This is a genomic window from Streptomyces sp. NPDC041129 (genome assembly GCF_055592265.1).
Map to the genome: position 1 here is coordinate 96,167 of NZ_JBVIYV010000011.1, position 25,672 is coordinate 121,838.

Sequence of the window (25,672 nt, forward strand, 5' to 3'; positions counted from 1 at the left end):
GAGGTGGGTGAGCGGAAGCCGGAGCGCTTGCGCGGAGATCCGGCGGAACGGGAAGGCGGGGATCAGAACGGGTAGTCGGCGATGTCCGGCCGGACGGTGACCCACTGGGTCTCGGTGAAGGCCTCGATGTTGGCGGCGGCTCCGCCGAACCGCGACCCGGTGCCGGACGCCTTGACCCCGCCGAAGGGGGCGTGCGGCTCGTCGGCGACGGTCTGCTCGTTGATGTGGATCTTGCCCGAGTCGATCAGGTCGGCGAGCCTCATCGCCGTGCCGACGTCACCGAGGATGCCGACGGACAGCCCGTACTCGCAGTCGTTGACGATCCGCGCGGCCTCTTCAGGCGTGGCGAAGCCGATGACGGGCGCCACGGGACCGAAGATCTCCTCGCGCCAGGCAGGCATGCCGGGCGTGAGGCCGGTCAGCACGGTGGCGCGGTATCCGGCACCCACTATCTCGCCGCCCGCGGCGAGCTTCGCGCCCGCCGCGACGCTGTCGGTGACGATGCCGTGCACCCGCTCGAGCTGCCGCCGGTCGATGATCGGGCCCAGCGCCACGTCCTCCCGGGCCGGGTCGCCCACGGCCAGCGCCTCCGCCTTCTCGGCGAGCACCGCCGAGTACTCCTCCAGCAGCGACTCGTGCACGATGTGGCGGCCGGTGGTCATGCAGATCTGCCCCTGGTGCAGATAGGAGCCGAACGCGCCGGCGGAGGCCGCCTTGCGGACGTCGGCGCCCGGCAGCACCACCAGGGCGTTGTTTCCGCCGAGTTCGAGGTGGGCCCGTTTGAGCAGCCGGCCCGCACGCTCGCCGATCGCCCGGCCGACCGGGGTGGATCCGGTGAAGGAGACGACCCGCACCTCGGGCGACTCGACGACGGCCTGGCCGACCGAACCGTCGCCCGGAAGCAGGTGCAGCAGACCGGGGGGCAGCCCGGCCTCCTCGAAGACGCGGGCGATGACGACGCCACCGCTGACCGCGGTGCGCGGGTCCGGCTTCAGCAGGACCGCGTTGCCCAGCGCCAGCGCGGGCGCCACCGAACGCAGGCCGAGGATGAGCGGGAAGTTGAACGGCGCGATCACGCTGACGACCCCGGCCGGGCGGCGCCGGGCGAACGACCAGCGTGCCTCCTCCGAGGCCAGCACCTCGCCCTGCGGATGCGTCGGCAGCGCCGCGCACTCGAAGCACTCGCCCAGGGCGAGCCCCACCTCGAAGGCCGCCTTGGACCGCACCGAGCCGGCCTCCCGCACCAGCCAGTCCTCGATCTCGGTGGCGTGCCCGGTGAACAGCTCGCCCGCGCGGCGCAGCACGGCCGCCCGTTCCGCCGCGGGGGTCGCCGCCCAGGCCCGCTGTGCTTCGGCCGCGCGGGCCGCGGACCGGCCGACGTCCTCGGCCGTGGCCAGGCCCACGGTGCCGAGCCGGTCGCCGGTCGCGGGTTCGGTCACCGGCTGGTCGAGGGAGGCGTCCCGCCAGCCGTCGCTGAAGAGCTTCTCGCCCCAGACGGCGCTGTCCAGGAGTGTCATCGGTGTCCCTTCCGCCACCCGTCGAGGGGGCGAGTCGGTTCGAGAGGGATGCGGGCCAGGAGGGTGGTCAGGACGGTGTGGTGAGCTCGGTGTCGACCTGGACGAGCCGGGGGCCGTCCGGGCGCTCGGCCAGCACGGCCCGCAGCTCGTCCACGCCGCCGACGTGCCGGGCGGGCACCCCGTAGCCCTCCGCGATACGGGTGAAGTCCAGACCCGGGATGTCCAGGCCCGGCGCGTCCGGCACGCCGAGGAGACCGCTGAACCAGCGCAGCGCCCCGTACGTCCCGTTGCGCAGCAGCACCACGGTGAGCGGAACCCGGTGCCGCGCGGCGGTCCACAGCGCGGTGATGCCGTAGTTGGCCGAGCCGTCCCCGATCACGCCGACGACCGGCCGGCCGGGCTGGGCCATGGCGACCCCGACCGCGCCGGGCAGCCCGAAACCGAGGCCGCCGGCCGCCGGGAAGTAATAGGAGCCCGGCTCGCGCAGGTCCATCTGGCGCCACCACGCGGAGTTCGTCGAGGTCGACTCCACGACATAGGCGGTGTCGCCCGGCTGCTCGTCCCGCAGGGCGGCGAAGACCTGCTCGGGGTGCAGCCGCGGTGCCTCGGCGGACGCCGGCGCGGGCACCGGCCGGAACGATCCCGTGGGCGCCGCGGGCGCGTCCAGCTCCTTCAGCAGCAGCTCGATCACCGCCGCCGGGTCGGCCACCAGCGCCTCGCCCATCGGCGCCCGCGCGGCGGCCGGGGCGTCCTCGGTCACCTGGATCAGCCGGGTGCCCTCCGGCAGGTACCGGCCGGGAAGATACTCGTGGTACCGGAACACCGGGGCGCCTAGCACCAGCACGAGATCGTGTCCCTCGAACGCCCGGGAGACCGGTTCGATACCGGCCGGCAGCACACCGCGGAACAGCGGATGGCGGTTGGGGAAGGGCAGCCGGAACTGCGACGGCGCCGCCCACACCGGACCGCCCAGCCGCTCGGCGAGGCGCACCGCGTCGTGGAACAGCCCGGCCGAGTCGATGTCCCCGCCCAGCACCAGCGCGGGCCGCCGCGCCGCGGCGACCAGCCCGGCGAGCCGCCGCCCCTGCTCCGCGCCGGGCACACCCGCGAGCTCCACCCGCCGCTCCAGCACGGCCTGGGAGTTCTCGCCCGCGTCGGCCGCCCAGTCGTCGTACGGCACGGAGAGGTAGGTGGGCCGGCGCTGCAACCGGGCCTCGAAGAGCGCCTGGGCGAGCGCGCGCGGCACGTCCTGCGCGCACGCCGGCTCGGCGGCCCAGCCGACCAGCGGCCGCATCAGCGCGGGCGCGTCGACGTTGGCGAGGTTGGCCTCCGGCCCGATGGCCGGCCGCACCTGCTGACCGGCCACGACCACCAGGGGGGTGCGCGAGGCCACCGCGTTCGTCAGCGCGCCCATGGCGTTGCCGGATCCGGACGCGGCGTGCAGGTTGACCAGGACGGGACGGCCGGTCGCCTGGGCGTAGCCGTCGGCCATGCCCACCACGGCCCCCTCGTGCAGACCGAGGACGTAGCGGAACCCGTCCGGCAGGTCGGCGAGGAAGGGCAGCTCGTTGGAGCCGGGATTGCCGAAGACGGTGGTGAGCCCCTGACGCCGCAGGAGCTCATGGGAGACATGACGCACGGATGGCACGGGTGTTTTCCCTTCGGAAGTGACGCAGCACACGCTAGGGAGCCCACGACATGGTCACCAATAGATGTTGACCGGCCCCGATATAGACTCCGTCGATATGAGCAGCTTCGACCTCAACCTCGCCCGGGTCTTCGTGCTGCTCTACGAGACCGGCAGCGTCACGGCGACCGCCGAGACCCTGCACGTCACCCAGCCCACGGTCAGCTACAGCCTGGGCAAGCTCCGCCGCCACTTCGGTGACGACCTCTTCCGCCGGACCGGCCGCGGCCTCACCCCCACCGCCGGCGCCCGCCGCCTGTACGAGCCGCTGCAGCGTGCCCTGGCCGACATAGACGGGGCGATCCGCCAGTCCGACGACTTCGACCCGGCGACCATGGGGGGCCGCTTCACCGTCTCCTTCTCCGACCTGGGCGAGGTGACCCTGCTGCCGCGCCTGGTGACGGCGGCGCGCGAGCGCGCGCCCCGGGTGTCCTTCGCCGTCCGCTCCCTGGACGTGGACGACGCCGAGAGCCAGCTCCGCAGCGGCGAACTCGACGCCTTCGTCGCCACACCGGTGCTGACGTCCCACCGCACCGTGAGAATCCCGCTCTTCCACGAGCGCTACGTCGGCATGGTCGCCGCCGACCACCCCCGCGTCCGCGGCGCCTGCGTCACCCTGGCCGAACTCGCCGCCGAGCACCACGCGTCGGTGTACGGGCCCAGCGGGCACGTCGTCCCACGGTCCCTGCTGGCCACGCACGGGCTGCTGGACCGCGTGGCCGTGGACGCCACCCGCTTCTCGGTGCTGCCGTACCTGCTGGAGCGGACCGACCTGATCGCCATCGTCCCCGAGTACGTCGGCGAGGTCTTCACCGCCTCGCACCGCCTGCGGCTGGTCCGTCTGCCGTTCGACACCGAGCCGATCGAGATCGCGCTCTACGCCCGGCACGAGGCCTCCCGCAGCCCCTCGCAGCGCTGGCTGGTCCACTTCATGGCCGAGGTTCTGGGCGAGCTGGTCAGCCCCGCGCAACTGCCGCCGACCGCCATCCGGTAGGGCGCTCTCTTCTGGCGGTGCGGCGCCGTCTCGCGCACCGTGGAGGTGAGGGGACGGACCAGGCGGGCGCACGTGCCGCGAGAGAGGTGGGACACGTGGACAGCAATGTCTCCGGGCCGAAGGTCGTGGTCGGTGTCGACGGCTCGCCGTCCTCGTACGCGGCGCTGCGCTGGGCCGTACGCTACGCGGACCTCGTCGGCGCCACCGTGGACGCCGTGACCGCGTGGGAGCTGCCTGGCCTGTACGGCTGGTCGGGGCCCGCGGTGGACATGGACGTCGACCGGGACGAGGCCCGGGATCGGATGCGGCAGGAACTCACCGAGGTGCTCGGCGCGGACGCGGTCGGCTCGGTGCGGACCCATGTGGTGCACGGCAATCCCGCCGAGGTGCTGCTGCGGGCCGCCGAGGGAGCCGAGGCGCTGGTCGTCGGCAGCCGGGGCAGGGGAGGCTTCGCCCGGGCCCTGCTCGGTTCCGTCGGCCAGCACGTGACGCAGCACGCGACCTGCCCGGTCGTGCTGGTGCGTCCCGAGCCGAAGTAGACCCGGCCGGGGCCGTCACTCGGCGGCGGCGCCCTGCCCGGCCGCCGCGTCGAGGCCGTCCGGCGGCAGATCGAACCGCACGTCGACCACGCCCTCGACAGCCCTGACCAGACGGGCGGCGACGGGGACCAGGGCGGTGTCGCGCACCCTGCCGACGAGCGTCACCACCCCGTCCTCGACCACCACGCGCAGGGACGACGTCGGCGGCGGGAAGAGGTAGGACACGATCTCGCGCCGGACCTGCTCGGCGATGTCCTCGTCCCCGCGCAGGAAGACCTTGAGCAGGTCGGCGCGGCTCACCACGCCCTGCAGCAGCCCGACTTCGTCGACCACCGGCAGCCGCTTCACCGCGGCCCGCGCCATCACCCGGGCGGCCTCCGCCAGGGTGGCGTCCGCCCGTACGGTCACGGCGGGCGAGGACATCAGGTCCCCGGCGCTGAGCGCGCCGGCCTTGGCCAGGTCGGCGGGGCGGCGCAGCCGCGTGTACTCCTCGGCGGGGTCGTCCCGCAGTTCCTCCGTGGGCAGCAGGTCGGCCTCGGAGACCACGCCGACGACCCGGCCCTCACCCTCGATCACCGGCAGGGCGCTGACCCGCCAGTCCTGCATCATCTCCACGATCTCCTTGAACGGGGCCCGGCGGCCGACGGCGGCGACTGTGTGCGTCATGACGTCGCTGACGATGTGCGGGGTGCCGTACATGGGGACTCCAAGGGGGGACTCGGGACTCGGCTTCGGCGGCGGGCCGGGTGCTGGGGCAGTCGTGAGTGCACCTCGAAGACACCCCCCAGGCCCGCGAGGCGCAGCATGCGCAGGAAGCCCGTGCTGTCGTCGGCGACCAGCCGCAGCCGGCCCCGGCGGGCCAGGGTCCGGTTCCGGGTCCGGCACAGGACGCCCAGCCCGGCGCAGTCGATGAAGGTGGCCGGCCGCAGGTCGAGCACCAGATCGGGGCGCGGGCCCGCGGTGAGCGTGTCGAGCCGTTCCGCCAGCGCGTCCACGGCCAGCAGGTCTATCTCCCCGTTCAGGGCCACGACGGTCGCGCCGTCGGCCTCGCGGAGCGCGGCGGCCGTGCTGGGCATCGTGTGGTACTCGGCCATGCAACGAGGCAAACGCCTGCGGGGGTGCGCGCGGAAGGGCCGGTCGGCCCCATCCCAGGGCCGGCCGGGCCCGCCTGGTGCGGAACGCGGCCTGCGCGGCGCGTGCACGGCGTTCCAGGGGGGCTGGGACGGGGCCCGGCGGGGGCGAAAGGCCCGGACGGGCGCCCTCCGGCCGGTGGTGAGGGCCGGTCGGCCCCATGCGCGGTGCCCGCACACCGCACAAGCTGAATGTGGGGCACTTCCGGCACCTCGCCGGAGTCCGGCCGGCGCCCGCCCGCCTGCCGGACGCCCTGGTCCCGCGGCAGACCGAAGAGGTGAGGGGCGTCATGAAGGGCTATGTCTTCCACGGTCCCGGGCAGGCCTCCTGGCAGGACGTCCCGGACCCGGCGATCAAGGAGCCGACCGACGCGATCGTGCGGGTCGGCGCCGTGACCATCTGCGGGACGGATCTGCACATCCTCAAGGGCGACGTGCCCGAGGTGCGCCCCGGCACGGTGCTCGGCCACGAGGCGGTCGGCGAGGTCGTCGAGGTCGGCGGCGACGTGAACACCGTGCGGCCCGGCGACCGGGTGCTGATCTCCTGCATCAGCTCCTGCGGCCGGTGCCGTTACTGCCGGGACGGCTCCTACGGCCAGTGCCGCGGCGGCGGGGGCTGGATCCTCGGCCACCTGATCGACGGCACCCAGGCCGAGTACGTCCGCGTGCCCTTCGCCGACCTGTCCGTGCACCCGCTGCCCGGCGCGGTCCGCAGCGAGGACGCCGTACTGCTGGCGGACATCTTCCCGACCTCCTACGAGGTCGGCGTCCTCAACGGGCGGGTCCGTCCCGGTGACACCGTCGCCGTCGTCGGCGCCGGCCCCATCGGACTCGCGGCGATCATCACGGCACACCTGTTCTCACCCGAGCGGATCATCGCCGTCGACCTGGCACCGGCCCGTCTCGAGGCGGCCAGGCGGCTCGGCGCCGACGCGGTGGCCGATGTGCACGAGGCCCCCCGGCAACTGGTGGCCGACCTCACGGACGGGCTGGGCGCGGACGTGGTCATCGAGGCGGTCGGCGTCCCCGAGAGCTTCGAGCTGTGTACCCGCATGGTGCGCCCCGGCGGGCACCTCGCCAACATCGGCGTGCACGGCCGGCCCGCGACCCTGCACCTCGAGGACCTGTGGATCAGGAACGTGACCATCACCACCGGTCTGGTGGACACCTACTCCACCCCGATGCTGTTGCGGATGGCCGCCGCCGGCCGGCTGCCGACGGGGCAACTGGTCACCCACACCTTCCCGTTGCAGCAGATGGAGGAGGCGTACGACATCTTTTCCCGGGCCGGGGAGACCGGCGCGCTCAAGGTGGTACTCGGCGGGGAGCAGCACGCGGAACTGGCCGTCCCCGCGGCCTGACGGGGATGCCGGAAGGAGGCGAACGACCATGACCGGCAGGACAAGGGCGAGGACGACGGCGGGCCCTTCGGCGGGAGCGGTGACGGACACGCCCACGGAGCTGGACACCCGTACGGCGCTGGGCGACCTCGGCCGACGGCTGGCCGCCCGGCGGCTGCAGCTCGGCCTGACCCGGCGGCAGGCGGCGACCCGCGCCGGGATGGCGGCCAGCTACCTCAGGTACCTGGAGGAGCACCCCGGCGCCGCGCCGGGCACCGGTGCCCTGATGAATCTGGCCGAGGCGCTGGAGACCACCGTCACCGAACTCACCGGCGGCGGCGTCGACCTGCCTCCCGGCACCGGACGGGCCGGGCCCGCAGCGGAGTTCAGCAAACTGCGCCCCAGCGAGTGCCGCACCCTGCTCGCCATGCACGGCGTGGGGCGGCTCGCGGTGCCCACGGCGTCGGGGCCGGTGATCGTGCCGGTCAACTACACCGTCGTGGACGGCGCGATCGTCTTCCGGACCGCGCGCGGCGCGACCCCCTCCCTGGCGGCGGGCCTCCAGGTGGCGTTCGAGGTGGACCGCATCGACGACGCGTTCAGCCAGGGCTGGAGCGTCCTGGTGCGCGGTCCCGCCCGGGCGGTCACGGACCGGCACGAGCAGCTCCGGCTGGCGGAGCGGGCGTACAGCACGCCCTGGGCCGGGGGTCCCCGGAGCGTGTGGGTGCGCATCGATCCCTTCACCATCACCGGACGCCGGATCACCGTGTGAGGCGGCCCGGCGCCCGGACCACGCGCTGTTTCGCCGGGCGCGCGACGGCGGAGCGACACCGCGGGGGATCGGTGCCGCTCCTGCGACCACTGTCGTCCATACCGTGCCCTGTCCGTAGTGCCGATGGGCCCCGATGGGGGGCCACAGGTCCCTCGGCGTGCGCGGCCGGCGCTCAAGGGCGTCGTCAGCCGTTCCGACCTGCTGAAGGTGTTCCTGCGCTCCGACGAGGACATCGCCGAGGACGTCAACCGAGAGGTCGTCGTGCGGTAGTTCGGCACCGCGGAGGCGCCGGTGCGGGTCGAGGTGCGCGACGGGGTGGTCACCCTCACCGGGCGCGTCCACGACGTCGTGCTCGTGCCGCTCGCCACACTGCTGGCACGGTCGGTCCCCGGCGTCGTCGACGTGCGTTGTGCCCTGACCGGCCCGCGCCGCCACCCGCACGCCGGTCCGGATCTCCCGGAGCCGCGCCGGACGGCCCCCGCCTGACGGCGGCCCGACGGCAGGCGGAGCCGAGAGGAGGCCACCCGATGCCGGCGAAGACACTCCGCGTGAACAAGTCCCCCGTCCGGCTGTGGCGTTGGCGCCGCAACACGTTGCGCAGGCACAGCGACGTTTTCGAGGCCTGGATCGTGCTCGGCATCCGGCTCCTCGTCCTGGTCGGCGGGGCCGTCGCGGGGCTGGTGGCGGCCCGGACGGTCGACTCGGACCTCGCCGCGCGCCGGGCCGGCGCGCACCCACGTGGAATCAGGGGCCGCCGGCCGCCGCGGAGCCGAGTCCGGCCTTCACCGCCTCGGATGCCTCGCCCCGGGGCGGGCGCGTCAGTCGTCGGCGGAGGTGAGGTGGCAGTCCACGCCCACCACGCCCTCGACGGCGCGGACCATGCCGACCGCCAGGGGGATGCGGGCCGCGTCGGGGACACGGCCGGTCAGGGTGGCGACGCCGTCCGAGACCGTGATGTGCACGGGCTCGACCGGGGCCGGGAAGAGGACGTCGACGACGTCCCGCCGGATCTCGTCGGCGAGGTCGTCGTCCGGGCGCAGGAACACCTTGAGCAGGTCCGAGCGGCTGACGACGCCTTCGAGCACGCCCTCGGCGTTCACCACGGGCAGCCGCTTGACGTGCCGCAGAACCATGATCCGTGCCGCCTCGGCGAGCGTGGCGTCGGCGTGCACGGTGACGGCCGGGGCGCTCATCACCTCGTCCGCCGTCACCGCCCCCGCCTTGGCCAGGTCGGGCAGCCTGCGCAACTGGGTGCGCCGGTCCGGATCGCTGTCCCGGAACTCCTCCTTGGGCAGCAGATCGGCCTCGGAGACCAGTCCGATCACCCGGCCGTCGCCCTCCAGCACGGGCAGCGCGCCTACCTTCCACTGATCCATGCGCTCGACGATGTCCTTGAACAGGGCCTTGCGTCCCACCGCGACGACGGCACGCGTCATCACGTCGCTCACCCGGTACGGGCTGCCTGCCATGGTGTCCTCCTCGCCGGGCCGGGTGCTCACACCAGGCCGCCGCTGCCGTAGGGGGCGTAGAGGTCGAACGAGACCTCGCGGGCGGCCCGCAACAGGCGTTCGCGGTGCTCGGCTGGCAGAGCCGCGTTCAAGGTGGTGGTGGCGGAGGTCATGGCACCGGCTCCCTTCATGGCGTCTGCTGCCAGCGTGGGCCCCCCGGGCCCTAGGCACCACGGGCCGCTCGGGTCCGAACCGGGGGCCCTTCGGCCCGGACGCGCAGGCCGGGAGGGACGGTTGACGGGAAGGACGCATGACGGGCGGGAAGGACGCCATCCGCTTCTCGTGGATCCTGATTGCGCGGTGCACGGCCGCCAGCCGCTTCTCCGCGTCTCCAAGGAGTCCTTCCCGCTACCTCCAGCACACCACGGGAAACGTCCGTCCACCAGTAGTCTCCGGCCGCCGGTCCCCGTCAGTCACCTCAGCCTCTCCAGCCCCTGCTCGGTCCCCCGACGCCACGCAGCTCCAGCTCCCGCGTCGAGCTCACTCCGTACGGACCGGTTGCCCTGATCCCCCTGCTGCGGTCGGCAGCGGCCGAGCTGGGGCTCCGCCTGCCCGCCCGCTGAGCCGGGCGGATCCGGCTCTGGACGGCGGTGGGGTCCCGGGTTAGCCTCTCTGTCCAGAGTTGGATGTTCAGTCCAGATTCCGGGACGGATCGCGATGGGCCACGTCATGGACAACGCCGGGCCGGACCGCCGCACCGCTGCGGCGGCGTCCGCGGCCGCCGAGGCGGACGACCATCTCATCGGTGAGGCGGAGAAGATCGCCGTCGCGCTCGGGCGCATGTTCCCGGGCCTGTGCGAAGTGGTCCTGCACGACCTGCGCGACCCCCGGCACGCCATCCGGGCGATCGAGAACAACCTCTCGGGCCGCCGGATCGGGGACTCCGCGACCGAGCTGGGCCTGGCCCGGATCGCCGACCCGGAGTACCCCGGCGTCGTCCAGAACTACCCCAACCGCTTCCCCGACGGCCGCCCGGCGAAGAGCACCTCGATCGGCATCAAGAACGGCGCCGGCGAGTACATCGCCGCCCTCTGCCTGAACCTCGACGTCTCCGTCCTCTCACCCGTCACGCTCGCCCTGGCCAACCTCGTCGCCACCGACACCGACCACCGCGAACAGCCGCTGGAGGCACTGCGCGACCGCAACGCCCGTGAACTGCGCCGGGCGGTCGAGGCGCTCGCCGCCGAGCGCGGCGGGACACCGCGTTCGCTGAGCCGGGACGCCAAGAAGGAGCTCGTACGGCACCTGCACGCCGAGGGCTACTTCGACTCGCGCGACGCCGCCCGGAGCATCGCCGACCTGCTCGGCGTGTCCCGCGCCACCGTCTACAACTACACCAGGTGAGAGGCCGCCCATGACCGCCGCGGAGCGCCGTCCGCTCGAAGACGGACAGCAGCTTGTGACCGCCACCCCGCCCGCCGCCCCCGCCCGGACCCTGGCCGATCCCGGCACGCCGTTCGCGGTCCTCGACGCGCACCGGGTGCGGCGCAACGCCGAGCGGCTCGCCCGCCGCGCCGACCGCCTCGGCGTCACCCCGCGCCCGCACGCCAAGACGGCCAAGAGCCTCGACGTGGCCACGCTCCTGCACGACGGCACACCCGGCCCCGTCACCGTCTCCCGCCCATTCGCCCAGCGCCCCTGAACCCCTCCCGCCGTAAGGAACCAGCATGGCCGCCGCATCACCCGTATCGTTCGACGACGTCCGGGCAGCCGCCGCACGCCTGCGCGGCATCGCCCACCGCACCCCCGTCCTCACCTCCCGCACCCTGAACTCGGCCGTCGGCGCCCAGGTGTTCGTCAAGTGCGAGAACTTCCAGCGGGTCGGCGCCTTCAAGTTCCGCGGCGCCTACAACGCCGCCGCCCAGCTCCCGCCCGAACAACTCGCCAAGGGCATCGCCGCCTACTCCTCGGGCAACCACGCCCAGGCGACCGCGCTGGCCGCCCGTGAACTGGGTACAAGCGCCGTCATCCTGATGCCCGAGGACGCCCCGCGCTCCAAGCTGGCGGCCACCGCCGGATACGGCGCCGAGGTCGTCACCTACGACCGTTACGCCCAGGACCGCACCGCGCTCGGCGAGGCCCTGGCCGAGGACCGCGGTCTGGCCCTGATCCCGCCCTACGACCACCCGGACGTCATCGCCGGCCAGGGCACCGCGGCCCTCGAACTCCTCGAGGAGACGGGGGAGCTCGACGCACTCCTGGTGCCGGTCGGCGGCGGCGGTCTCATCGCGGGCAGCGCCACCGCGGCCAAGGCGCTGCACCCCGGTATCCGCGTGATCGGCGTGGAGCCCGAAGCGGGTGACGACACCCGGCTCTCCCTGGCCAGTGGCGCACGCGTCACCATCCCCGTGCCCCGCACCATCGCCGACGGCCAGGCCCTGGCCACGCCCGGCGAGATCACCTTCCCGATCAACCAGCGCCTCGTCGACGCCGTCTCCCTCGTCAGCGACGAGGAGATCGTCCACGCCATGCGGTTCGCCTTCGAACGCCTGAAGATCGTCCTCGAACCGAGCGGTGCGAGCGCCCTGGCGGCCCTGATGGCCGGGCGCGTCGACAACCCGCCGCGGCGGATCGGCGTCATCGCCTCCGGCGGCAACATCGACACCGAGAGGTTCGCCGGACTCGTCGCCCGCTGACCCTGTGACTTCTCCCACCTGCTCTTGCCGCGACGGCCGGGGCGTACCTACGTTCGGACGCATGTCCACCCATGGCCCCATCGTTCCTGGCGAACCGGACGAACCCGTCACGACGGGCAAGTCCCCGGCGGACCGGCCCGGCGCCGCCGAGCCGGTCGAGTTCACCGTCGACCTCAGCTCCCACGAGATGCTCCGGCGTACGCACACCGTGGCCGCCCTGGGCGCCGGCTGGGACCCCGTCGCGGCGCTGCACGGCGAGGAGGCGGCGTACGACCTGCTGTACTCCGGCCTCGACGCCGAACAGCAGCGGCTGTACGAGGAGCTGATCGCGGCCGGCGTGCTGCCCCGTCGCGGCGGCGGCGATGCTGCCGCTTGATCCGCAGGCCGACATCGGCCGCCGGGCCTGGGTGGCCTGCCCGAACTGCGACGACCGCCGCGGCTGCGCCACCTGCGAGCAGGGGCGCCCGTGCCGCGGGCACTGGCGCTACCTGCTCTCCAACACCGGCAGCCTGCTGCACCTGCAGTGCCCGTCCTGCCGCCACGTCTGGAACCACGAGACGCACTTCGGCGCCACCCGCTCCCAGATGTGACGAGGGCCGGGACCCGCGGATCCGCTCAGCGGCCGCCCGTCCAGTTGTGGGCCACGTCGACCACCAGCCGGCCCGACACCTGCTGCACCCGGAACGGCAGCCGCGCGCGTACGCCGAGACCCACCTGCGTCTCGCCCTCGAAGCTGCCGGCGAACCGGGTGTCCCGGAACGTGCGGTAGCCGTGGACGTTCACGCCCGGCAGGGTGCGGCCCACCCGCCCCGGGTACGTGACCGCGCCGGTCGCCGGGTCGTAGCTCGGCGCGCCGACATGGACGTCGAGCACCGCCCCGCCGCCGACCGGGATCGTGTGCCCGGTGGCGCTCTGCCGGAGCCGGTCCACGTACCGGACGTAGTACCCGACGGCGCGGCCGCCGCCGGGCACGTCGAACACCATGCGGTCGTAGCAGTCGTGCCGGCCGGTCCTGATGTTCCTCAGCGGCACCGCCCCGGTGGCCGTACCGCCCTTGGCTCCGCTGCCCCAGCCCGTCGGACAGGCCGTGGCCCGCGCGGCGGCCGCCGGAACCGCGTCCGCGGCCGTCGCCACGCCGCCCAGTCCGGCACCCGCCAGGACGAGAGCTGTCGCTATTACCCCTGTTCTCCGCATGATGTCCCCCTTGGTCACGCCATGCTGTTATGAGATGAGACATGCGGATATGGCGAATGGTTGCATGCGGAGAGGGGAAATCCGCGCGCGTCCGCCCGGGGCTCAGGGCAGCGGTGGTTGCCGGTGCGGGGCGGTGGGCAGCGCGAGATGCGCGAGGTCGCCCGGCGGCGCTGTCGTCACCGGCCACAGGGGAGCGGCATCGCCGTCGGCGAGTGCGGCGGGAGCGTCGGTGAGGTTCATGCGCTCGCGCAGCCGTCCGTAGAAGTCCATCGGGCCCAGCCGGACCGCCTTGAGCCGGCGGGGAGCGGCGTACACACCGATCCAGTCCCCGGGGTTCAGCACGCCGCGCACCTGGCCGTCGATGCTGACGGCGGCCTGCCCGGAGCGTTCCAGCACGCGCAGCGCGATGGGCTCGTCCGGGGCGGCCACGACAGACCGGTTGAACACCATGTGCGGGGCGACCGGGGTGAAGATCAGGCCCTCCGCCCGGGGTGAGACCACCGGGCCGCCCGCAGCGAAGCTGTACGCCGTCGAGCCCGTGGGCGTGGCCACCAGCAGCGCGTCCGCCGAATAGGCGGCGAGCAGCCGGCCCGCGAGATAGACGCCCACCGAGACCTGCCGGTCCCGGCTCAGCTTCTCCAGCACCACGTCGTTCAGCGCGACGACGTTCAGGGCGACGCCCCAGTCGTCACCGACCTCGCACTCCGCGCGCACCCGGGGCGGCGGCAGCATCGGACCGCGGCCGTAGCGCACCAGCGCCTCCATGTGCTCCGGCACCTCCAGCCGGCAGGATGCCCGCAGGGTGAGCAGCATCCGGCTCTCGACCGTGATCCGCTCCTCCCGTACGGCGTCCAGCGCGGCGCGCACCGCCGGGGCGGGCACCTCCGTCAGGAAGCCCACCCGTCCGAGGTCGACGCCCAGCACCAGAGCGTCGTTCGCGGCCGCCAGCCGGGCACCGCGCAGGAACGTCCCGTCGCCGCCCAGGGTGACGATCAGGTCCGGATCGCCGGCCGCGTCCATCTCCTCACGGGCGCTGTGCCGCTCGCCCTCCTGCCACACGTCGATGTCGGCACAGGCCACCGTGTGCTCCGCGCACCACTCGCGCGCCGCACGCGCGGCGGCCACGGCCTCCGCCCGTCCGCCGTGCACGACCAGGCCGACACGGTTCACCGTCATACCCGCCTCCCAGCCGGTTCGCCCAGAACTCCATCGTCGCCGGGAAACCCGGCGGGCACCTCCCGCGCCGCGTTCCGTGCCGATCCGACCCCGTTACCGTCACCGCCGTGTCACAGCTGAGGCGCCGCGGAACCCCTGGTCAGGCGGCTCTGTCTGGGTGGGTGAGCACCGGCGCCGAGCCGGTCGACCTGAGCACTTCGAACCATCGGGGGATCCCATGCCGTACCGCAACACCGTCCGGGTCACCACTTCCGCCGCGGCCGTGATCGCGGCCGCCCTGTCGCTGGCGGCATGCCAGTCCGGCGGCGACGAGCCGTCGGCCGGGGCGTCCCGGACACCTGCGGCCACCGCCGCTTCCCCCACCGCGTCCGCCGGAAGCGCCTCCGCACCCACGAGCCCGGCCCCCGTGACCTCCCGGCCCGCCGGCGGCGGCACCCCCGCCGCCACGGCGGCCCCCGCGTCACCGGCGTCCCACACCTCGGCGAAGCCCGCGCCGCCGTGCCCGGCGACGGCTCTGAAGACCAGGGCCTACCAGGCCGCCGACCGCCCGGACGGCACGGGCACCGGGGCGGCGGTCGTGGAGTTCACCAACGTCTCCGGCGGGGCCTGCGTGCTGCGGGGCCACCCCTCGGTGGCCGGGGCGGGCAACGGCTCGCCCGAGCACAACACCCCGCTGTCGGTCACCCCGCAGGGCACCGCGTCGAGCGTGCGGCTCGCGCCGGGGGGCAAGGCGTGGGTGAAGCTGACCTTCGTACAGGTGCAGGGCGAGGGCGACGGCTACTGCGCGTCCGGTGCGAAGCCCGCCGCCTACCCGACGCTGGTGGTCGGCCTGCCCGGCGCGGGAGCGCACCAGGTGGCCCTGGACGACGGGGTGTTCGCCGAGTGCGACAACACGGTCACGGCGACCGCGGTGGTGTCCGTCAAGCCGGTCTGACCCGGACCCCCGCGGTACGGCCGAGGACAGGGGCGACCGAGGTGGAGGCAGGTCGCGGCGGCCGGTTCCGTACCCTGGCGGCATGCGCATGCGTCCCACCCTGAGCTGGACCCCCGCGGAGGACCTGCCGCCGGGCACCACGGACCTGGAGCCGGTCGCCGACGCGCTGAGCACCGGCGGTGTGCTGGTGCTCAGCGGGGCCGGCATCTCCACGGAATCGGGCATCCCCGACTACCGGGGCGAGGGCGGCAGCCTGACCCGCCACACGCCGATGACCTACCAGGAGTTCACCGCCGAGGCCCGGGCCAGGCGACGGTACTGGGCGCGCAGCCACCTCGGCTGGCGCACCTTCGGCCGTGCGCGGCCCAACGCCGGGCACCGGGCCGTGGCCGCCTTCGAACGGAGCGGCCTGCTCTCGGGCGTGATCACCCAGAACGTCGACCGCTTGCACCAGGCCGCCGGCACCGCGAACGTCGTGGAACTCCACGGCAGCCTGGACCGCGTCGTCTGCCTCTCCTGCGGCACCTTCAGCCCGCGCCGCGAACTCGCCCGGCGCCTGGAGGAGGCCAACCCGGGCTTCGACCCGGTGGCCGCGGGCATCAACCCGGACGGAGACGCCGACCTGACCGACGAGCAGGTCGGCGACTTCCGCGTCCTGCCCTGCACGGTCTGCGGCGGCATCCTGAAGCCCGACGTCGTGTTCTTCGGCGAAGCCGTTCCGCCGGAGAGGGTCGAGCACTGCCGCACCCTGGTCCGCGAGGCCTCCTCGCTGCTGGTCCTCGGCTCCTCCCTGACGGTGATGTCCGGCCTCCGGTTCGTCCGCCTGGCGGCCCAGTCCGGGAGGCCGGTGCTGGTCATCAACCAGGACCCCACCCGAGGCGACCGCCACGCCCGCACCCGGGTCGCGCTGCCCCTGGGAGCAGCCCTGACCGCCGTGGCGGGGCGGCTGGGCATCCCCGTCGACCGGCCGGCCGAGGACCTGGCGAAGCCCTGATCCGGCGGAGCAGCGGTCAGGAGGCCCGGTCAGGAGCAGCGGTCAGGAGGCGCGGGCCGCCGTGGTGGAGACGGCGGTCCGGGCCGCCCGTTCCACCAGCGAGACGCCGTCCTTCATCGTCTTGCTGCCGTCCGACAGGACCGCGACGAGGTAGTGGTGTCCGCCCGCCGTGATCCGGCCGACGCTGTTGACGTCCCACAGGTCGGTCGTGTCGCGCTGAAGCCAGCCGTTCTTCAGGGCCACTGGGGAGCGGCCGGCCGCCGAGACGCCCCAGGACTGGTCGTCGGCGACATGGCTCATCAGGGTGCGGACGTAGGCGCGGGACGCGGTGCTCAGCGCCGGCCGGGAGCCCGTCGTCTTCGTGGCCTGCCCGGCGTCGAACACCGCGCGCAGCAGCCGTATCTGGTCGGCGGACGTGGTCCTGGTCAGGCCCCACTTGCCGCCGGGGCCGCCCTTGGTCTGGGTCAGCCCAAGCCGCTTGTTCGCCGCCTTGAGGCCCGGGGCGAGACCGATGCGCCGCCACAGGGTGTTCGCCGCCGCGTTGTCGCTGTGCTCGATCATCTTCTTGGTCTGCGCGCGCTCCTGGGCGGTCAGGGCGCGCCCCGAGTCCTGTGCCTGGAGCAGCAGCGCGGCGAGGATGTCGACCTTGATGATGCTGGCCGTGTCGTAGGGGGTGTCCTCACCGAACACGGTGGGCGCGTGGCCCGGGCGGTCCAGGTCGAGGACCGCGGCGGTCACCCGTGCCTTGCCGTGCGCCCCCACCGACGCGGGGAAGTCCGCCGGGCCGGCGACGGGAGCGGCGGTGGGGGCCGCCCAGGCCGCGGACGTCAGCAGCGTCGCCGCGGCGGCCGCGAGCGCGCCGCAGACGGCCGCGCGCTTGCCCGGGCGCGGGACGGGAGAGGTTCGGAACGGCATGGTGGCAGGCCTCGGCGGTGCGGGGGAAAGGGACATGGACTTGCGAACGTAGCCAGAACCCCCGCCCAGTGAAGTGACCGCTGCCACGAAAACGCCCCTTCAGGGCGATATGTGAGCAGAGCAACAGATCCCGGCGGGCGCAGAATGAGACCACGGAGGCGTGACAGGTCAGGGAGGCGTCATGAGCACATCAGGCGAGTCCAGGGTGACCGGGCTGGAGGTCCGGTCCATCGACTACGTGCCCCTGAACGAGCGGCACGGCAGGCTCTGGCATCTGGGCCCGCTGTGGTTCATGTCCAACGCGCAGATCGCCACCCTGGCGGTGGGGCTGATCAGCATCACCGAGGGCGGCAACCTGATCTGGTCGCTGCTGGCCATCGTCGCAGGCACCGTCATCGGCACCTTCTTCATGGCCTTCCACTCGGCCCAGGGCCCCCAGCTCGGCCTGCCGCAGATGATCCAGTCGCGGCCCCAGTTCGGCTACGTCGGCGCCCTGCTGGTGTGGCTCTTCGCCTATGTGCAGTACGCGGGATTCAACGTCTTCAACAGCATCCTCGCCGCCGACGCCCTGCACACCACGCTGCACGGGAGCGTCAGGCTGTGGGTGGTCGTGGTCACCGCGGTCGCGCTCGTCATCGCGCTGGTGGGGTACGACATCATCCACAAGGCCGAACGCTTCCTGACCTACGCCTTCCTCGTCGTCTTCGGCGTCTTCACCGTCGGCGTCCTGGTCACCCTGCACTACCCGGCGGGCTCCTTCGACCTCGGCGGCTTCCGGTGGACCCCGTTCCTCGCCCAGTTCGGCGTGGTCGCCGGCTACCAGATCAGCTGGGCCATCTACGTCTCGGACTACTCGCGCTACCTGCCGCCGGACGTGACGGTCCGCAAGACCTTCTACTGGACCTACTTCGGCTCCGCGCTCGGCGGCATCTGGCTGATGGTGCTCGGCACGCTGCTGGCCGCCTGGGCCGGCAAGGACTTCGAGACGATCCGGTCCATCAACGCCGCCGGCGACAAGGTGTTCAACGGGTTCGGCGCGATCGTGCTGCTCTTCGCCTCCCTGGGCCTGATCTCCGTCACCGCGCTGAACATGTACGGCGGGTCACTGACCCTCATCAGCGGCATGGACTCCTTCCGCCGGGTGCGGCCCACCCTGGGCGTACGGCTGCTGACCATCGGGCTGACCGCGGCGCTCTCGCTGGTCGGCGCGCTCGCCGCCACCGCCCACTTCCTCGAGAACTTCAACGACTTCCTGCTGCTGGTGCTCTACCTGTTCATCCCGTGGACCGCGGTGAACCTCATGGACTACTACGTCGTGCGCCGCGGCCACTACGCCATCGCCGAGATCTTCAACCCGCGCGGCATCTACGGCCGTTGGGGGTGGCACGGCATCATCGCCTATCTGGTCGGCTTCGCCGTCATGGTCCCGTTCTTCTCCGTCGGGAAGCTGTTCGTCGGCCCCGCCGCCGAGGCGCTCGGCGGAGCCGACATCTCGCTGTTCATCGGGCTGCCGGTCTCCGCGCTCCTGTACTGGTGGCTGACGCGGTCCGTCGACGTGGAGGCCGAGACCCGCCTCGCCGAGGCCGAGGCGGAGGCCCTGGAGCAGGCGGCACAGGAGCACCGCGAGCCCTGACCGTCCGCACCCCGGGGCGGAGGAAGCCGGTCGCGGTGGGTTATTACCTGCGCGACGCAGGAGAATCAGGGTATGTTGCTGCATGGCGCAACCAATGCGCCGCGCAGTATTCACGGCGCGCCGTCCAGCGCCCACCCCTGAAACCCGACTCCCTTTCCCGAGGAGCCCCGCCATGCTCACCATCGCTGTCACCGGCGCCACCGGCGCCCAGGGCGGTGCCACCGCCCGCGCGCTGCTCGCGGCCGGACACCGCGTCCGCGCCCTCACCCGTGACCCGGCCGCACCGGCGGCCGAGGCCCTGCGCCGGCTCGGCGCCGACGTCCGCCGTGCCGACTTCGACGACCGGCCCTCCCTGGACGCGGCCCTCGCGGGCGCCGACTCCCTCTTCGCGGTGACGACCCCGTTCGGCACGGACACCGCGACGGAGGTGCGCCAGGGCAGGACCCTGCTGGACGCGGCGGCGGACACCCGTCTCGGGCACATCGTGTTCACCTCGGCGGCGCACGCCGACCGCCGTACGGGCATACCGCACTACGACAGCAAGGCCGAGATCGAGCGCCACCTGACGGCGACGGGCGTTCCCTGGACGGTCGTCGCCCCGGCGGCCTTCATGGACAACTTCACCTCCGGCTGGACGCTGGAGGGCCTGCGCGAGAACACCTTCGCCTGGCCCATGCCGGCCGACCGCCCCCTGACGCTCATCCCCGCCGAGGACATAGGCGCCTTCGCGGCCCTGGCCCTGGTGCGCCGCGCCGAGTTCACCGGCCGCCGGATCGACATCGCCTCCGACGAACTCACCGCCACCGAGATCGCCGCGGTCCTGACCACGGTCTCGGGTCTCCCGGTCAAGCACCACGAGGTGCCCCTGACCCAGGTCCGCACCCATTCGCACGACCTCGCGGCGATGTTCGGTTACTTCAGCACCACCGGCCTCGACGTCGACGTCACCGCCCTGCGCCGCGCCCACCCCGAGACCGGCTGGCACACCTTCGCCGAGTGGGCCGCCGCCCAGGACTGGCCGGCCCTGCTCGCCGCGCCCGCCCACGCCTCCTGAGCGCGAGCCTCACTCCCTGTGGGAAGGCATCCAGTGGTGCTCGCAGAACCAGCGGCCGAACAGCGCGCCCCCGTACACGACGAAGCCCACCCCGATCAGCCAGGACTCGACCACCAGCACCGTCCCCACCGCCCCGTAGCTCAGCGCGTTGGTGACGATGAGCGGGGTGAAGACGAGGTACGAGAAGACGCGCAGCCCGGCCAGACCGGCGACGGTGGCGATCGCGCCCGGCAGCAGGCGGCGCCAGTTGACCTGGCCGCCCAGCAGGAAGCGCTGGCCCCACCAGAAGAACAGCACCCCGCTCACCACGGACACCACGATCCGTGCCGTCCCGTGCAGCGCCGGGCGGGTCTGCACCTCCTGGTAGAGGTAGCCGGTCAGCACCACGAGCCAGGTCGTCTGCCGCCAGATCCGGTGCCATGGGCCGGCCGCGAGACCCCAGACGCGCTCGTAGCCGTTCTGCACACTGCCGGCGAACGACACCCCGAACACCGCCAGCAGCACCAGGCTCAGCGCGCTGGTGGTGCCGATGACCTTGCGCGGCGGACTGATGATGCCGGTGAGCGCGTCGGCCGACTGGCCGGACAGGCCCATGCCGTCGGTGAGCCAGGACGCGAAGCCTCCCCGGACCAGCGGATCGCCGGCGGCGACCACGATCAGCAGCGGGGCGAGCGTCACCAGGGCCAGCGTGGCGAATCCCATCGCCCGGTGCATCAGTTCCAGATCCCGCCCGCGCCGGAACAGCACGCGCACACCGAGCCACTCCCACGCGCGGTGGAGGCCGCGCCGCCACTGCCTCACGGGTCCCTCCCGTGCTCGCCGCACCCGGGCTCGAAGCCGACGGCCGTACGCCGCCCCGTGGAGCGGGCGGCGCCGGTCGAGCCCCTGGTGCCATGATCCGACGAACGGAGCCGGTCCGCTCGGTCCCCGTCCGGTGGGCAGCGCGCTCGGCTCCGGCCGCCGGGTCCCCGTCGACGAGGGGTGCACACCCGGGCGGACGGGGCCGGGAGCCCTGGCCCCGGTCGGTCCGCGGACCTCGTCACCCGAGGGTCTTGAGTGTCTCCCGCACCGTGGTGGTCACGCGTACGAGGGAAGGCCGGCGGGGTGTGGAGCCGAAACCGAAGCGCACGGGTGGTGCGACCGGCGCGAGCGCGCCCAGCTCCCGGCCCTCGAACGTGGCCGTCGCCGTGGTCAGGGCGCGCAGATCACGCGCCCCGTACCACTCGCGTCTGCCCCCGCCGGCGCTCCCGCGCGTGCGTACGCCCATCAGCAGGCGGGCGAGCGGATCCGTCACGGCGGTCCAGGCCGGCGACGCGGCCAGCGCACCCGGAACGGCCCTCAGCAGCAGCCCCGTCGCGCCGCGCCGCCCGACGGTGAAACGCAGCCGGAGCAGCGGCTCGGCCTCGACGGTCCAGCAGCGGTCGTCGTCACGCACCCGTACGGGCACGACCCGTACCTCGTCGAAGGTGTAGGTACTGCCGATGAACCGCGCCGTCCGCGAGGTGGGGGCCAGCAGCAGCCGGTGGCCGTCGGCCCGTTCGAGCATCACGTCGCTGAACGGGCCGAACGGTGAGCGGACCCAGTGCCCCACCACCAGACGGGTGCCGGACGACGTCCCGACCCCCGCGATCCAGCCGTCGAAGCGCAGCGGAGCGGGCCGGGCCGGGTTCAGTGCGCGGCGGCTCACCGGCGCGGGCCGGGCGGGGGCGGCGTCATGGGGCGGTCCGCCCTGGCGTGCTAGACCGTCCCGCTCTCGGCGATCGTGACCTTCGCGCTCGGCGTGCCGCTGCGGCTGCCGAGCGACTCGATGCGCTTCACCAGGTCCTGGCCCTCGACGACCTCACCGAAGACGACGTGCTTGCCGTCGAGCCAGTCGGTGACGATCGTGGTGACGAAGAACTGCGAGCCGTTGGTGTTCCGGCCGGCGTTCGCCATGCTCAGCAGGTACGGACGGTCGTGCTTGAGGTCGAAGTTCTCGTCCTCGAACTTCTCGCCGTAGATGCTCTTGCCGCCGGTGCCGTTGCCCCGCGTGAAGTCGCCGCCCTGCAGCATGAACTGCGGGATGATGCGGTGGAACGAGGAACCGGCGTAGCCGAAGCCGTTCTGGCCGGTGGCCAGCTCGCGGAAGTTCCTGGTGGTCTTGGGGACCACGTCGTCGAACAGCTTGAAGACGATCCGGCCGGCCGGCTCGTCGTTGATCGTGATGTCGAAGTACACGTTGTCACTCATGGCGATCAACCTACCGTCGAGCGGCGTCCCGGCGCGCGACAGGGTCCGCCCGGACGCCCGGTGTCGTAGCCGGCGGCCGAGGCGACTCGGACTGCCGGCGCCACAAGGAACCCTACCGGAACGCGCGCCGTGACATGATCGCCCCGGACGGAGCCGGCGGGGGAGAGGAGTCCGGATCGACCGTGTCCACGGTGTGGCCGTGGCCGCGGTAGGCGCCGATCAGGGCCTGCCACTGCTCCCGGGCCAGGTCCACGTCGACCGGCTTGTCGGGATGCATCCACGGATTGATCGCGTACTGCACGGCGAAGTGTCTGGGTTCGCAGACGAGGAAGCGCCGATGGCCCGGCACACGGCTGTCGGGCACAGAGGGTCGTGGCCGAGGGCTGGACCTGGGACGAGACCCTGTTCGCCGGCGCGGCGGTCCACTACGAGCGGGGCCGGCCGCCCTGACCTGGTGGCGGCCACCGTGCACCGAATGCTCGTGCCCGGCGGGGCCCTGCTGCACGTGTCGGACCTGAAGGGCGAACGGCGTGGCGTGGAGGGCCTGCCGCATCCGGCGGTGCCTCACCCGGCCATCGTCGAGCTGATCAAGGAGTACCTGGGCCCGGTCCGCCGTGCCGGGCTCGGGGTGCTGCCGCACGGGATGCCCGACGGCGAGGCGGCGGTGCTGGCCAGAGCCGGATTCCTCGGGCCGGAACGGCATGTGGTGCCCGGCGGGCAGGCGCTGGAACGCGAGGTGGACGACGTCGTCGCATGGGTCTTCTCCATGTCGTCCTCGGCTCCCGGGCTCTTCGGTGAGCGCCTCGGAGCCTTCGAGGCCGACCTGCAGGGCTGCTGTGGTCCCGGTCTCCCAACGGCCGCTTCTCCGGTCGCGTACCCGGTGACGAGGTCTTCGTCTGGCGCACGGCAGGACCGGCCGCGCCCTCCCGATGAACGCGCCATGCACGCGGTTCGTACGCGAAACGTGCGCTTGACGCTAGGGTTCGGGGCAGGAGGTGCCGCATGTCCGAGCTGTTCGACGCCGTCGACGCGCTGGTCGCGTCCCGGGCCACGCTGCCACCGCCGGCCGAACGCAGGAGACTCCGCCAGGCCCACGGCCTCACGCTGGACGAGGTGGCCACCGCGCTGCGGGTACGGCGCGCGACCGTCAGCGGCTGGGAAGCGGGCCGGACCGAACCCCGCCCCCCGGAACGCGACGCCTACGCCCGCCTGCTGAAGCAGCTCGCCGAGCTGTACCCCGCCGGCACGGCGGACGCCGACGGGCTCGCGCGTGCTGCCGGGCCCGCGGACGCCGGGGGCCCGGAGGGTGCCGCCGAGCGCGGGGCCGCCGCTGGGCCGGAGGCCGGTCCGCGAGCCGCCTCCGCGGTCGGCGCCGGACCGGGGACTGCCGTCGGGGCCGCGGCGCTCGCCCCCGAGCCCACGCGGGCCCCCGAGCCCACGCGGCCCTCCGGGCCCGGCGCCCCCTCCGGGCCCGAGACCGCCGCCAGTCCTGCGTCCCCCGCCGAGCCCGCCCCCATCCCCACGCCGACGGCCGATGCCGCCACGCCTCCTCGGCCCGGCGACCCGGCCCCCGACGTGCCCAGGCCCGCCGGGGCCACCCGGTCCCCGGTGCCGGCACCGGCACCGGCGTCAGGGGCGGTGACACGGCCCGGGGTGAAGAAGCAGGTACGGCCCGCGTCCGGTGCCGATCCCTACGCACACGGACCGCTGCTCGTGGTCGATGCCGGTGAGGACCGGCAGGTGACCGGATACGGCGTCGGGGGCCTCGTCGTCGACGTGCCCGCCAAGTCGCTGCCCGCGCTGGTCGAATGGACGCTGGCGGAGGCCCGTCTCGGGGCCGCACGGCTGCACGGCTCGGGCAAGGACGCCGACCCGCTGCTGGTGCTCACCGGGGCCGCGTGCCGGCGCTACGGCCTGCCCGTGACGCTGTCCCAGGAGGAGCGGCTCGCCGGGCGCCTCCCGAACGGACACAAGGTGCTCGGGCAGCTCGACCGCGCCGACTGGCGGCTCACCAGACGGGGTTTCGGCCCCTGGGCGCGCATTTACCGCCCGGTCCAGGGCGGCCGCCGGCAGTGCGTTCAGCTCTGCCTGCCCTCCTGGGGCGCGCTCGACCCCCGCTCCTGGCGCCACGCCGCCGAGCTCGAGCCGGCGGAACTCGCCCGCGTCCTCGGTACCTACGCCCGGCGGGTGATGACACCGCGCGGCTCCACCGCCGTGACCGGCCTGGAGCTGATGACCGCCCTCAACCCGCCCACCCGGGCGAGTGAACCCGACGCGGACGGCAGACGCCACAAGGAGCACCGGCCGGGCTCGCTGGGCGAGGACCCCGTCGACTGCGCGCCGTGCGAGGCACCCGACGGGCATCCGCTGCTCGCCGGCCTGCCCCGCTTCCACCAGCGCGGCCCCGACGAGATGCTGTTCGAGGAGGCGTACGACTGGGCCCGTGAGCTGACCGACGACGAGTGCATGCGGCGCCACCTGGTCGGCATCGACGTCAACCTCGCCTTCGGCGCCGCCGCCAACGGCGCGGTCGTCGGACTCGCGACGCCCCCCGTGCACGTCACCAGCCCCGAATTCGACCCGGCGCTGCCCGGCTCCTGGCTGGTCGACCTCTCGCACGTCGACCTCTCCCACGTCCTGGTGGCCAGGCAATGGCGGCGCCTGGAGGGCGAGTTGCTGCCCAGCCCCTTCACCCCGTCCGGTGAACGCCCGGCCGGCCCGGCCTGGTACGCCACGCCGACCGTGGCGTACGCGGTGGAACTGGGCTACGAAGTCGCTCCGCTCGAGGCCTGGGTGCGCAGGGACAAGGGCAGGTTCCTGGACGCCTGGTACAAGCGGCTCCGCGACGCCTACGTCGGCACCATGGCGGACCTCGGCGTGGGCGAGAAGCTGCCCCCGGAGCGGTTCCTGTCCGCGATGGAGGGCTGCAAGGAACGCGACCCGGAGCTGGCCGTCGTCCTGGACGCGGTCAAGTCCACCGTGAAGGGCGGCATCGGCAAGCTGCGCGAGCGGGCGCGCGGCGGCGGCTGGAAACCGGGACAGGCGTGGCCCGCCCTCGCACGGCCCACCTGGCGACCGGACATCCGCGCCGCCGTCATCTCGCGCGCCCGTGTCAACATGCACCGCAAGATGCTCGCCCTGGCCGCGGCCACCGGACGCTACCCGGTGGCGGTCCTGTCCGACTGCGCCGTGTACGCGGCCGACGGCCCGTCACCGCTGGACGTCCTGCCCTACGACGCCGAAGGGAAGACGGTGCCCGGCGGCTTCCGGCTCGGGGTGTCCCCGGGCATGGTCAAGCACGAGGGCACCCGGACCACCCTGTGGGCGGAGGAAGTACGCGAGAAGTACGGCGCGAACCTCAACCTCGCCCGCTACATCAAGACGGGCGAGGTCACCGCCCACGACGACGGAGAGTAGGGG

Annotated in this window: 27 protein-coding genes and 3 pseudogenes; 17 read left to right on the forward strand and 13 right to left on the reverse strand. The window is 73.5% G+C overall.

Features of this window, described 5'->3' with window-relative positions; genetic code table 11:
- Window positions 1-62 precede the first annotated feature (62 nt).
- On the reverse strand, window positions 63-1,517 hold the full coding sequence (locus ACZ6B1_RS29290; RefSeq protein WP_468783212.1) for an aldehyde dehydrogenase family protein: 1,455 nt from the start codon (window positions 1,515-1,517) through the stop codon (window positions 63-65).
- A gap of 67 nt (window positions 1,518-1,584) precedes the next feature.
- A complete protein-coding gene (gene mdlC, locus ACZ6B1_RS29295) occupies window positions 1,585-3,165 on the reverse strand; it encodes a benzoylformate decarboxylase (RefSeq protein WP_468783214.1) in 1,581 nt (526 codons plus the stop codon).
- Between the two features lie 97 nt (window positions 3,166-3,262).
- On the opposite strand from mdlC, the gene ACZ6B1_RS29300 reads away from it, so the two are divergent.
- Together ACZ6B1_RS29300 and ACZ6B1_RS29305 are read left to right on the forward strand one after the other, a co-directional pair.
- A complete protein-coding gene (locus ACZ6B1_RS29300) occupies window positions 3,263-4,198 on the forward strand; it encodes a LysR family transcriptional regulator (protein ID WP_468783216.1) in 936 nt (311 codons plus the stop codon).
- A 95-nt stretch (window positions 4,199-4,293) separates the two neighbouring features.
- The gene (locus ACZ6B1_RS29305; protein ID WP_468783218.1) at window positions 4,294-4,737 is read left to right on the forward strand and encodes a universal stress protein; all 444 of its coding nucleotides are present in this window, start codon (window positions 4,294-4,296) and stop codon (window positions 4,735-4,737) included.
- A gap of 15 nt (window positions 4,738-4,752) precedes the next feature.
- On the opposite strand, the gene ACZ6B1_RS29310 is transcribed toward ACZ6B1_RS29305, so the two are convergent.
- Together ACZ6B1_RS29310 and ACZ6B1_RS29315 are read right to left on the reverse strand one after the other, a co-directional pair.
- Window positions 4,753-5,436 carry a CBS domain-containing protein gene (locus tag ACZ6B1_RS29310; protein ID WP_468783220.1) on the reverse strand — a complete coding sequence of 228 codons (684 nt, stop codon included), beginning with the start codon at window positions 5,434-5,436 and terminating at the stop codon, window positions 4,753-4,755.
- On the reverse strand, window positions 5,400-5,831 hold the full coding sequence (locus tag ACZ6B1_RS29315) for an STAS domain-containing protein (RefSeq protein ID WP_468783222.1): 432 nt from the start codon (window positions 5,829-5,831) through the stop codon (window positions 5,400-5,402). The genes ACZ6B1_RS29310 and ACZ6B1_RS29315 overlap by 37 nt, the downstream gene beginning before the upstream one ends.
- A gap of 326 nt (window positions 5,832-6,157) precedes the next feature.
- On the opposite strand from ACZ6B1_RS29315, the gene ACZ6B1_RS29320 reads away from it, so the two are divergent.
- The 4 genes from ACZ6B1_RS29320 to ACZ6B1_RS29335 all read left to right on the forward strand — a co-directional run bounded on the left by ACZ6B1_RS29320 (window position 6,158) and on the right by ACZ6B1_RS29335 (window position 8,465).
- Window positions 6,158-7,228: a zinc-dependent alcohol dehydrogenase family protein gene (locus tag ACZ6B1_RS29320; protein WP_468783492.1), complete on the forward strand. Its 1,071-nt coding sequence runs from the start codon at window positions 6,158-6,160 to the stop codon at window positions 7,226-7,228.
- 28 nt (window positions 7,229-7,256) lie between these two features.
- Entirely contained in the window at window positions 7,257-7,979 is a 723-nt protein-coding gene (locus tag ACZ6B1_RS29325) for a helix-turn-helix domain-containing protein (protein ID WP_468783223.1), read from the forward strand.
- A gap of 123 nt (window positions 7,980-8,102) precedes the next feature.
- Window positions 8,103-8,249, forward strand: coding sequence for a hypothetical protein (locus ACZ6B1_RS29330; RefSeq protein ID WP_468783225.1), 147 nt, complete (start codon window positions 8,103-8,105; stop codon window positions 8,247-8,249).
- Window positions 8,250-8,270: 21 nt separating this feature from the next.
- Window positions 8,271-8,465 (forward strand): BON domain-containing protein, encoded by a 195-nt coding sequence (locus tag ACZ6B1_RS29335; protein ID WP_468783227.1) that lies wholly within the window; start codon window positions 8,271-8,273, stop codon window positions 8,463-8,465.
- Window positions 8,466-8,797: 332 nt separating this feature from the next.
- Here the strand turns inward: ACZ6B1_RS29335 and ACZ6B1_RS29340 are convergent, their stop codons facing one another.
- Together ACZ6B1_RS29340 and ACZ6B1_RS29345 are read right to left on the reverse strand one after the other, a co-directional pair.
- Window positions 8,798-9,448, reverse strand: a complete 651-nt coding sequence (locus ACZ6B1_RS29340; RefSeq protein ID WP_468783229.1) for a CBS domain-containing protein — start codon at window positions 9,446-9,448, stop codon at window positions 8,798-8,800.
- Between the two features lie 26 nt (window positions 9,449-9,474).
- On the reverse strand, window positions 9,475-9,600 hold the full coding sequence (locus ACZ6B1_RS29345) for a hypothetical protein (RefSeq protein WP_468783230.1): 126 nt from the start codon (window positions 9,598-9,600) through the stop codon (window positions 9,475-9,477).
- Window positions 9,601-10,156: 556 nt separating this feature from the next.
- Here ACZ6B1_RS29345 and ACZ6B1_RS29350 point away from each other — a divergent pair.
- The 5 genes and pseudogenes from ACZ6B1_RS29350 (at window position 10,157) to ACZ6B1_RS29370 (ending at window position 12,713) form a co-directional block, all read left to right on the forward strand.
- Window positions 10,157-10,831, forward strand: coding sequence for a helix-turn-helix transcriptional regulator (locus ACZ6B1_RS29350; RefSeq protein ID WP_468783494.1), 675 nt, complete (start codon window positions 10,157-10,159; stop codon window positions 10,829-10,831).
- A gap of 10 nt (window positions 10,832-10,841) precedes the next feature.
- Window positions 10,842-11,105 (forward strand): annotated as a pseudogene (locus tag ACZ6B1_RS29355) (hypothetical protein); the annotation flags it as partial.
- Window positions 11,106-11,154: 49 nt separating this feature from the next.
- Window positions 11,155-12,123, forward strand: a complete 969-nt coding sequence (locus ACZ6B1_RS29360; RefSeq protein WP_468783232.1) for a threo-3-hydroxy-L-aspartate ammonia-lyase — start codon at window positions 11,155-11,157, stop codon at window positions 12,121-12,123.
- A gap of 61 nt (window positions 12,124-12,184) precedes the next feature.
- A complete protein-coding gene (locus tag ACZ6B1_RS29365) occupies window positions 12,185-12,499 on the forward strand; it encodes a DUF6400 family protein (protein ID WP_468783234.1) in 315 nt (104 codons plus the stop codon).
- A complete protein-coding gene (locus ACZ6B1_RS29370) occupies window positions 12,486-12,713 on the forward strand; it encodes a hypothetical protein (protein WP_143633568.1) in 228 nt (75 codons plus the stop codon). Before ACZ6B1_RS29365 ends, ACZ6B1_RS29370 begins: the two co-directional genes overlap by 14 nt.
- Before the next feature lie 25 nt (window positions 12,714-12,738).
- Here the strand turns inward: ACZ6B1_RS29370 and ACZ6B1_RS29375 are convergent, their stop codons facing one another.
- Window positions 12,739-13,317 carry an AMIN-like domain-containing (lipo)protein gene (locus ACZ6B1_RS29375; RefSeq protein WP_468783496.1) on the reverse strand — a complete coding sequence of 193 codons (579 nt, stop codon included), beginning with the start codon at window positions 13,315-13,317 and terminating at the stop codon, window positions 12,739-12,741.
- A gap of 102 nt (window positions 13,318-13,419) precedes the next feature.
- On the reverse strand, window positions 13,420-14,493 hold the full coding sequence (locus tag ACZ6B1_RS29380) for an NAD(+)/NADH kinase (protein ID WP_468783236.1): 1,074 nt from the start codon (window positions 14,491-14,493) through the stop codon (window positions 13,420-13,422).
- 217 nt (window positions 14,494-14,710) lie between these two features.
- Between ACZ6B1_RS29380 and ACZ6B1_RS29385 the strand changes: the two genes are divergently transcribed.
- A complete protein-coding gene (locus ACZ6B1_RS29385; RefSeq protein WP_468783238.1) occupies window positions 14,711-15,427 on the forward strand; it encodes a DUF4232 domain-containing protein in 717 nt (238 codons plus the stop codon).
- An 82-nt stretch (window positions 15,428-15,509) separates the two neighbouring features.
- On the forward strand, window positions 15,510-16,421 hold the full coding sequence (locus ACZ6B1_RS29390) for an NAD-dependent protein deacetylase (RefSeq protein WP_468783240.1): 912 nt from the start codon (window positions 15,510-15,512) through the stop codon (window positions 16,419-16,421).
- Window positions 16,422-16,463: 42 nt separating this feature from the next.
- Here the strand turns inward: ACZ6B1_RS29390 and ACZ6B1_RS29395 are convergent, their stop codons facing one another.
- Window positions 16,464-17,336, reverse strand: coding sequence for a serine hydrolase (locus ACZ6B1_RS29395; RefSeq protein WP_468783242.1), 873 nt, complete (start codon window positions 17,334-17,336; stop codon window positions 16,464-16,466).
- 181 nt (window positions 17,337-17,517) lie between these two features.
- Here ACZ6B1_RS29395 and ACZ6B1_RS29400 point away from each other — a divergent pair, with 181 nt between their 5' ends.
- Entirely contained in the window at window positions 17,518-18,969 is a 1,452-nt protein-coding gene (locus tag ACZ6B1_RS29400) for a purine-cytosine permease family protein (protein WP_468783244.1), read from the forward strand.
- Between the two features lie 172 nt (window positions 18,970-19,141).
- Window positions 19,142-20,023, forward strand: a complete 882-nt coding sequence (locus ACZ6B1_RS29405) for an NmrA/HSCARG family protein (RefSeq protein ID WP_468783246.1) — start codon at window positions 19,142-19,144, stop codon at window positions 20,021-20,023.
- A gap of 9 nt (window positions 20,024-20,032) precedes the next feature.
- Here ACZ6B1_RS29405 and ACZ6B1_RS29410 read toward each other — a convergent pair whose 3' ends face one another.
- From ACZ6B1_RS29410 to ACZ6B1_RS29425, 4 genes and pseudogenes are all read right to left on the reverse strand, one after another.
- Window positions 20,033-20,824: a ribonuclease BN gene (locus tag ACZ6B1_RS29410; protein WP_468783248.1), complete on the reverse strand. Its 792-nt coding sequence runs from the start codon at window positions 20,822-20,824 to the stop codon at window positions 20,033-20,035.
- Between the two features lie 238 nt (window positions 20,825-21,062).
- Window positions 21,063-21,710 (reverse strand): hypothetical protein, encoded by a 648-nt coding sequence (locus ACZ6B1_RS29415; protein ID WP_468783250.1) that lies wholly within the window; start codon window positions 21,708-21,710, stop codon window positions 21,063-21,065.
- A 50-nt stretch (window positions 21,711-21,760) separates the two neighbouring features.
- The gene (locus ACZ6B1_RS29420; protein WP_453007857.1) at window positions 21,761-22,252 is read right to left on the reverse strand and encodes a peptidylprolyl isomerase; all 492 of its coding nucleotides are present in this window, start codon (window positions 22,250-22,252) and stop codon (window positions 21,761-21,763) included.
- Window positions 22,253-22,424: 172 nt separating this feature from the next.
- Window positions 22,425-22,616, reverse strand: a pseudogene (locus ACZ6B1_RS29425) (amidinotransferase); the annotation flags it as partial.
- A gap of 84 nt (window positions 22,617-22,700) precedes the next feature.
- Here ACZ6B1_RS29425 and ACZ6B1_RS29430 point away from each other — a divergent pair.
- Together ACZ6B1_RS29430 and tap are read left to right on the forward strand one after the other, a co-directional pair.
- Window positions 22,701-23,185 (forward strand): annotated as a pseudogene (locus ACZ6B1_RS29430) (SAM-dependent methyltransferase); the annotation flags it as partial.
- A 69-nt stretch (window positions 23,186-23,254) separates the two neighbouring features.
- Complete coding sequence (gene tap / locus ACZ6B1_RS29435; RefSeq protein WP_468783252.1) at window positions 23,255-25,669, forward strand: telomere-associated protein Tap; 2,415 nt, start codon at window positions 23,255-23,257, stop codon at window positions 25,667-25,669.
- Window positions 25,670-25,672 lie beyond the last annotated feature (3 nt).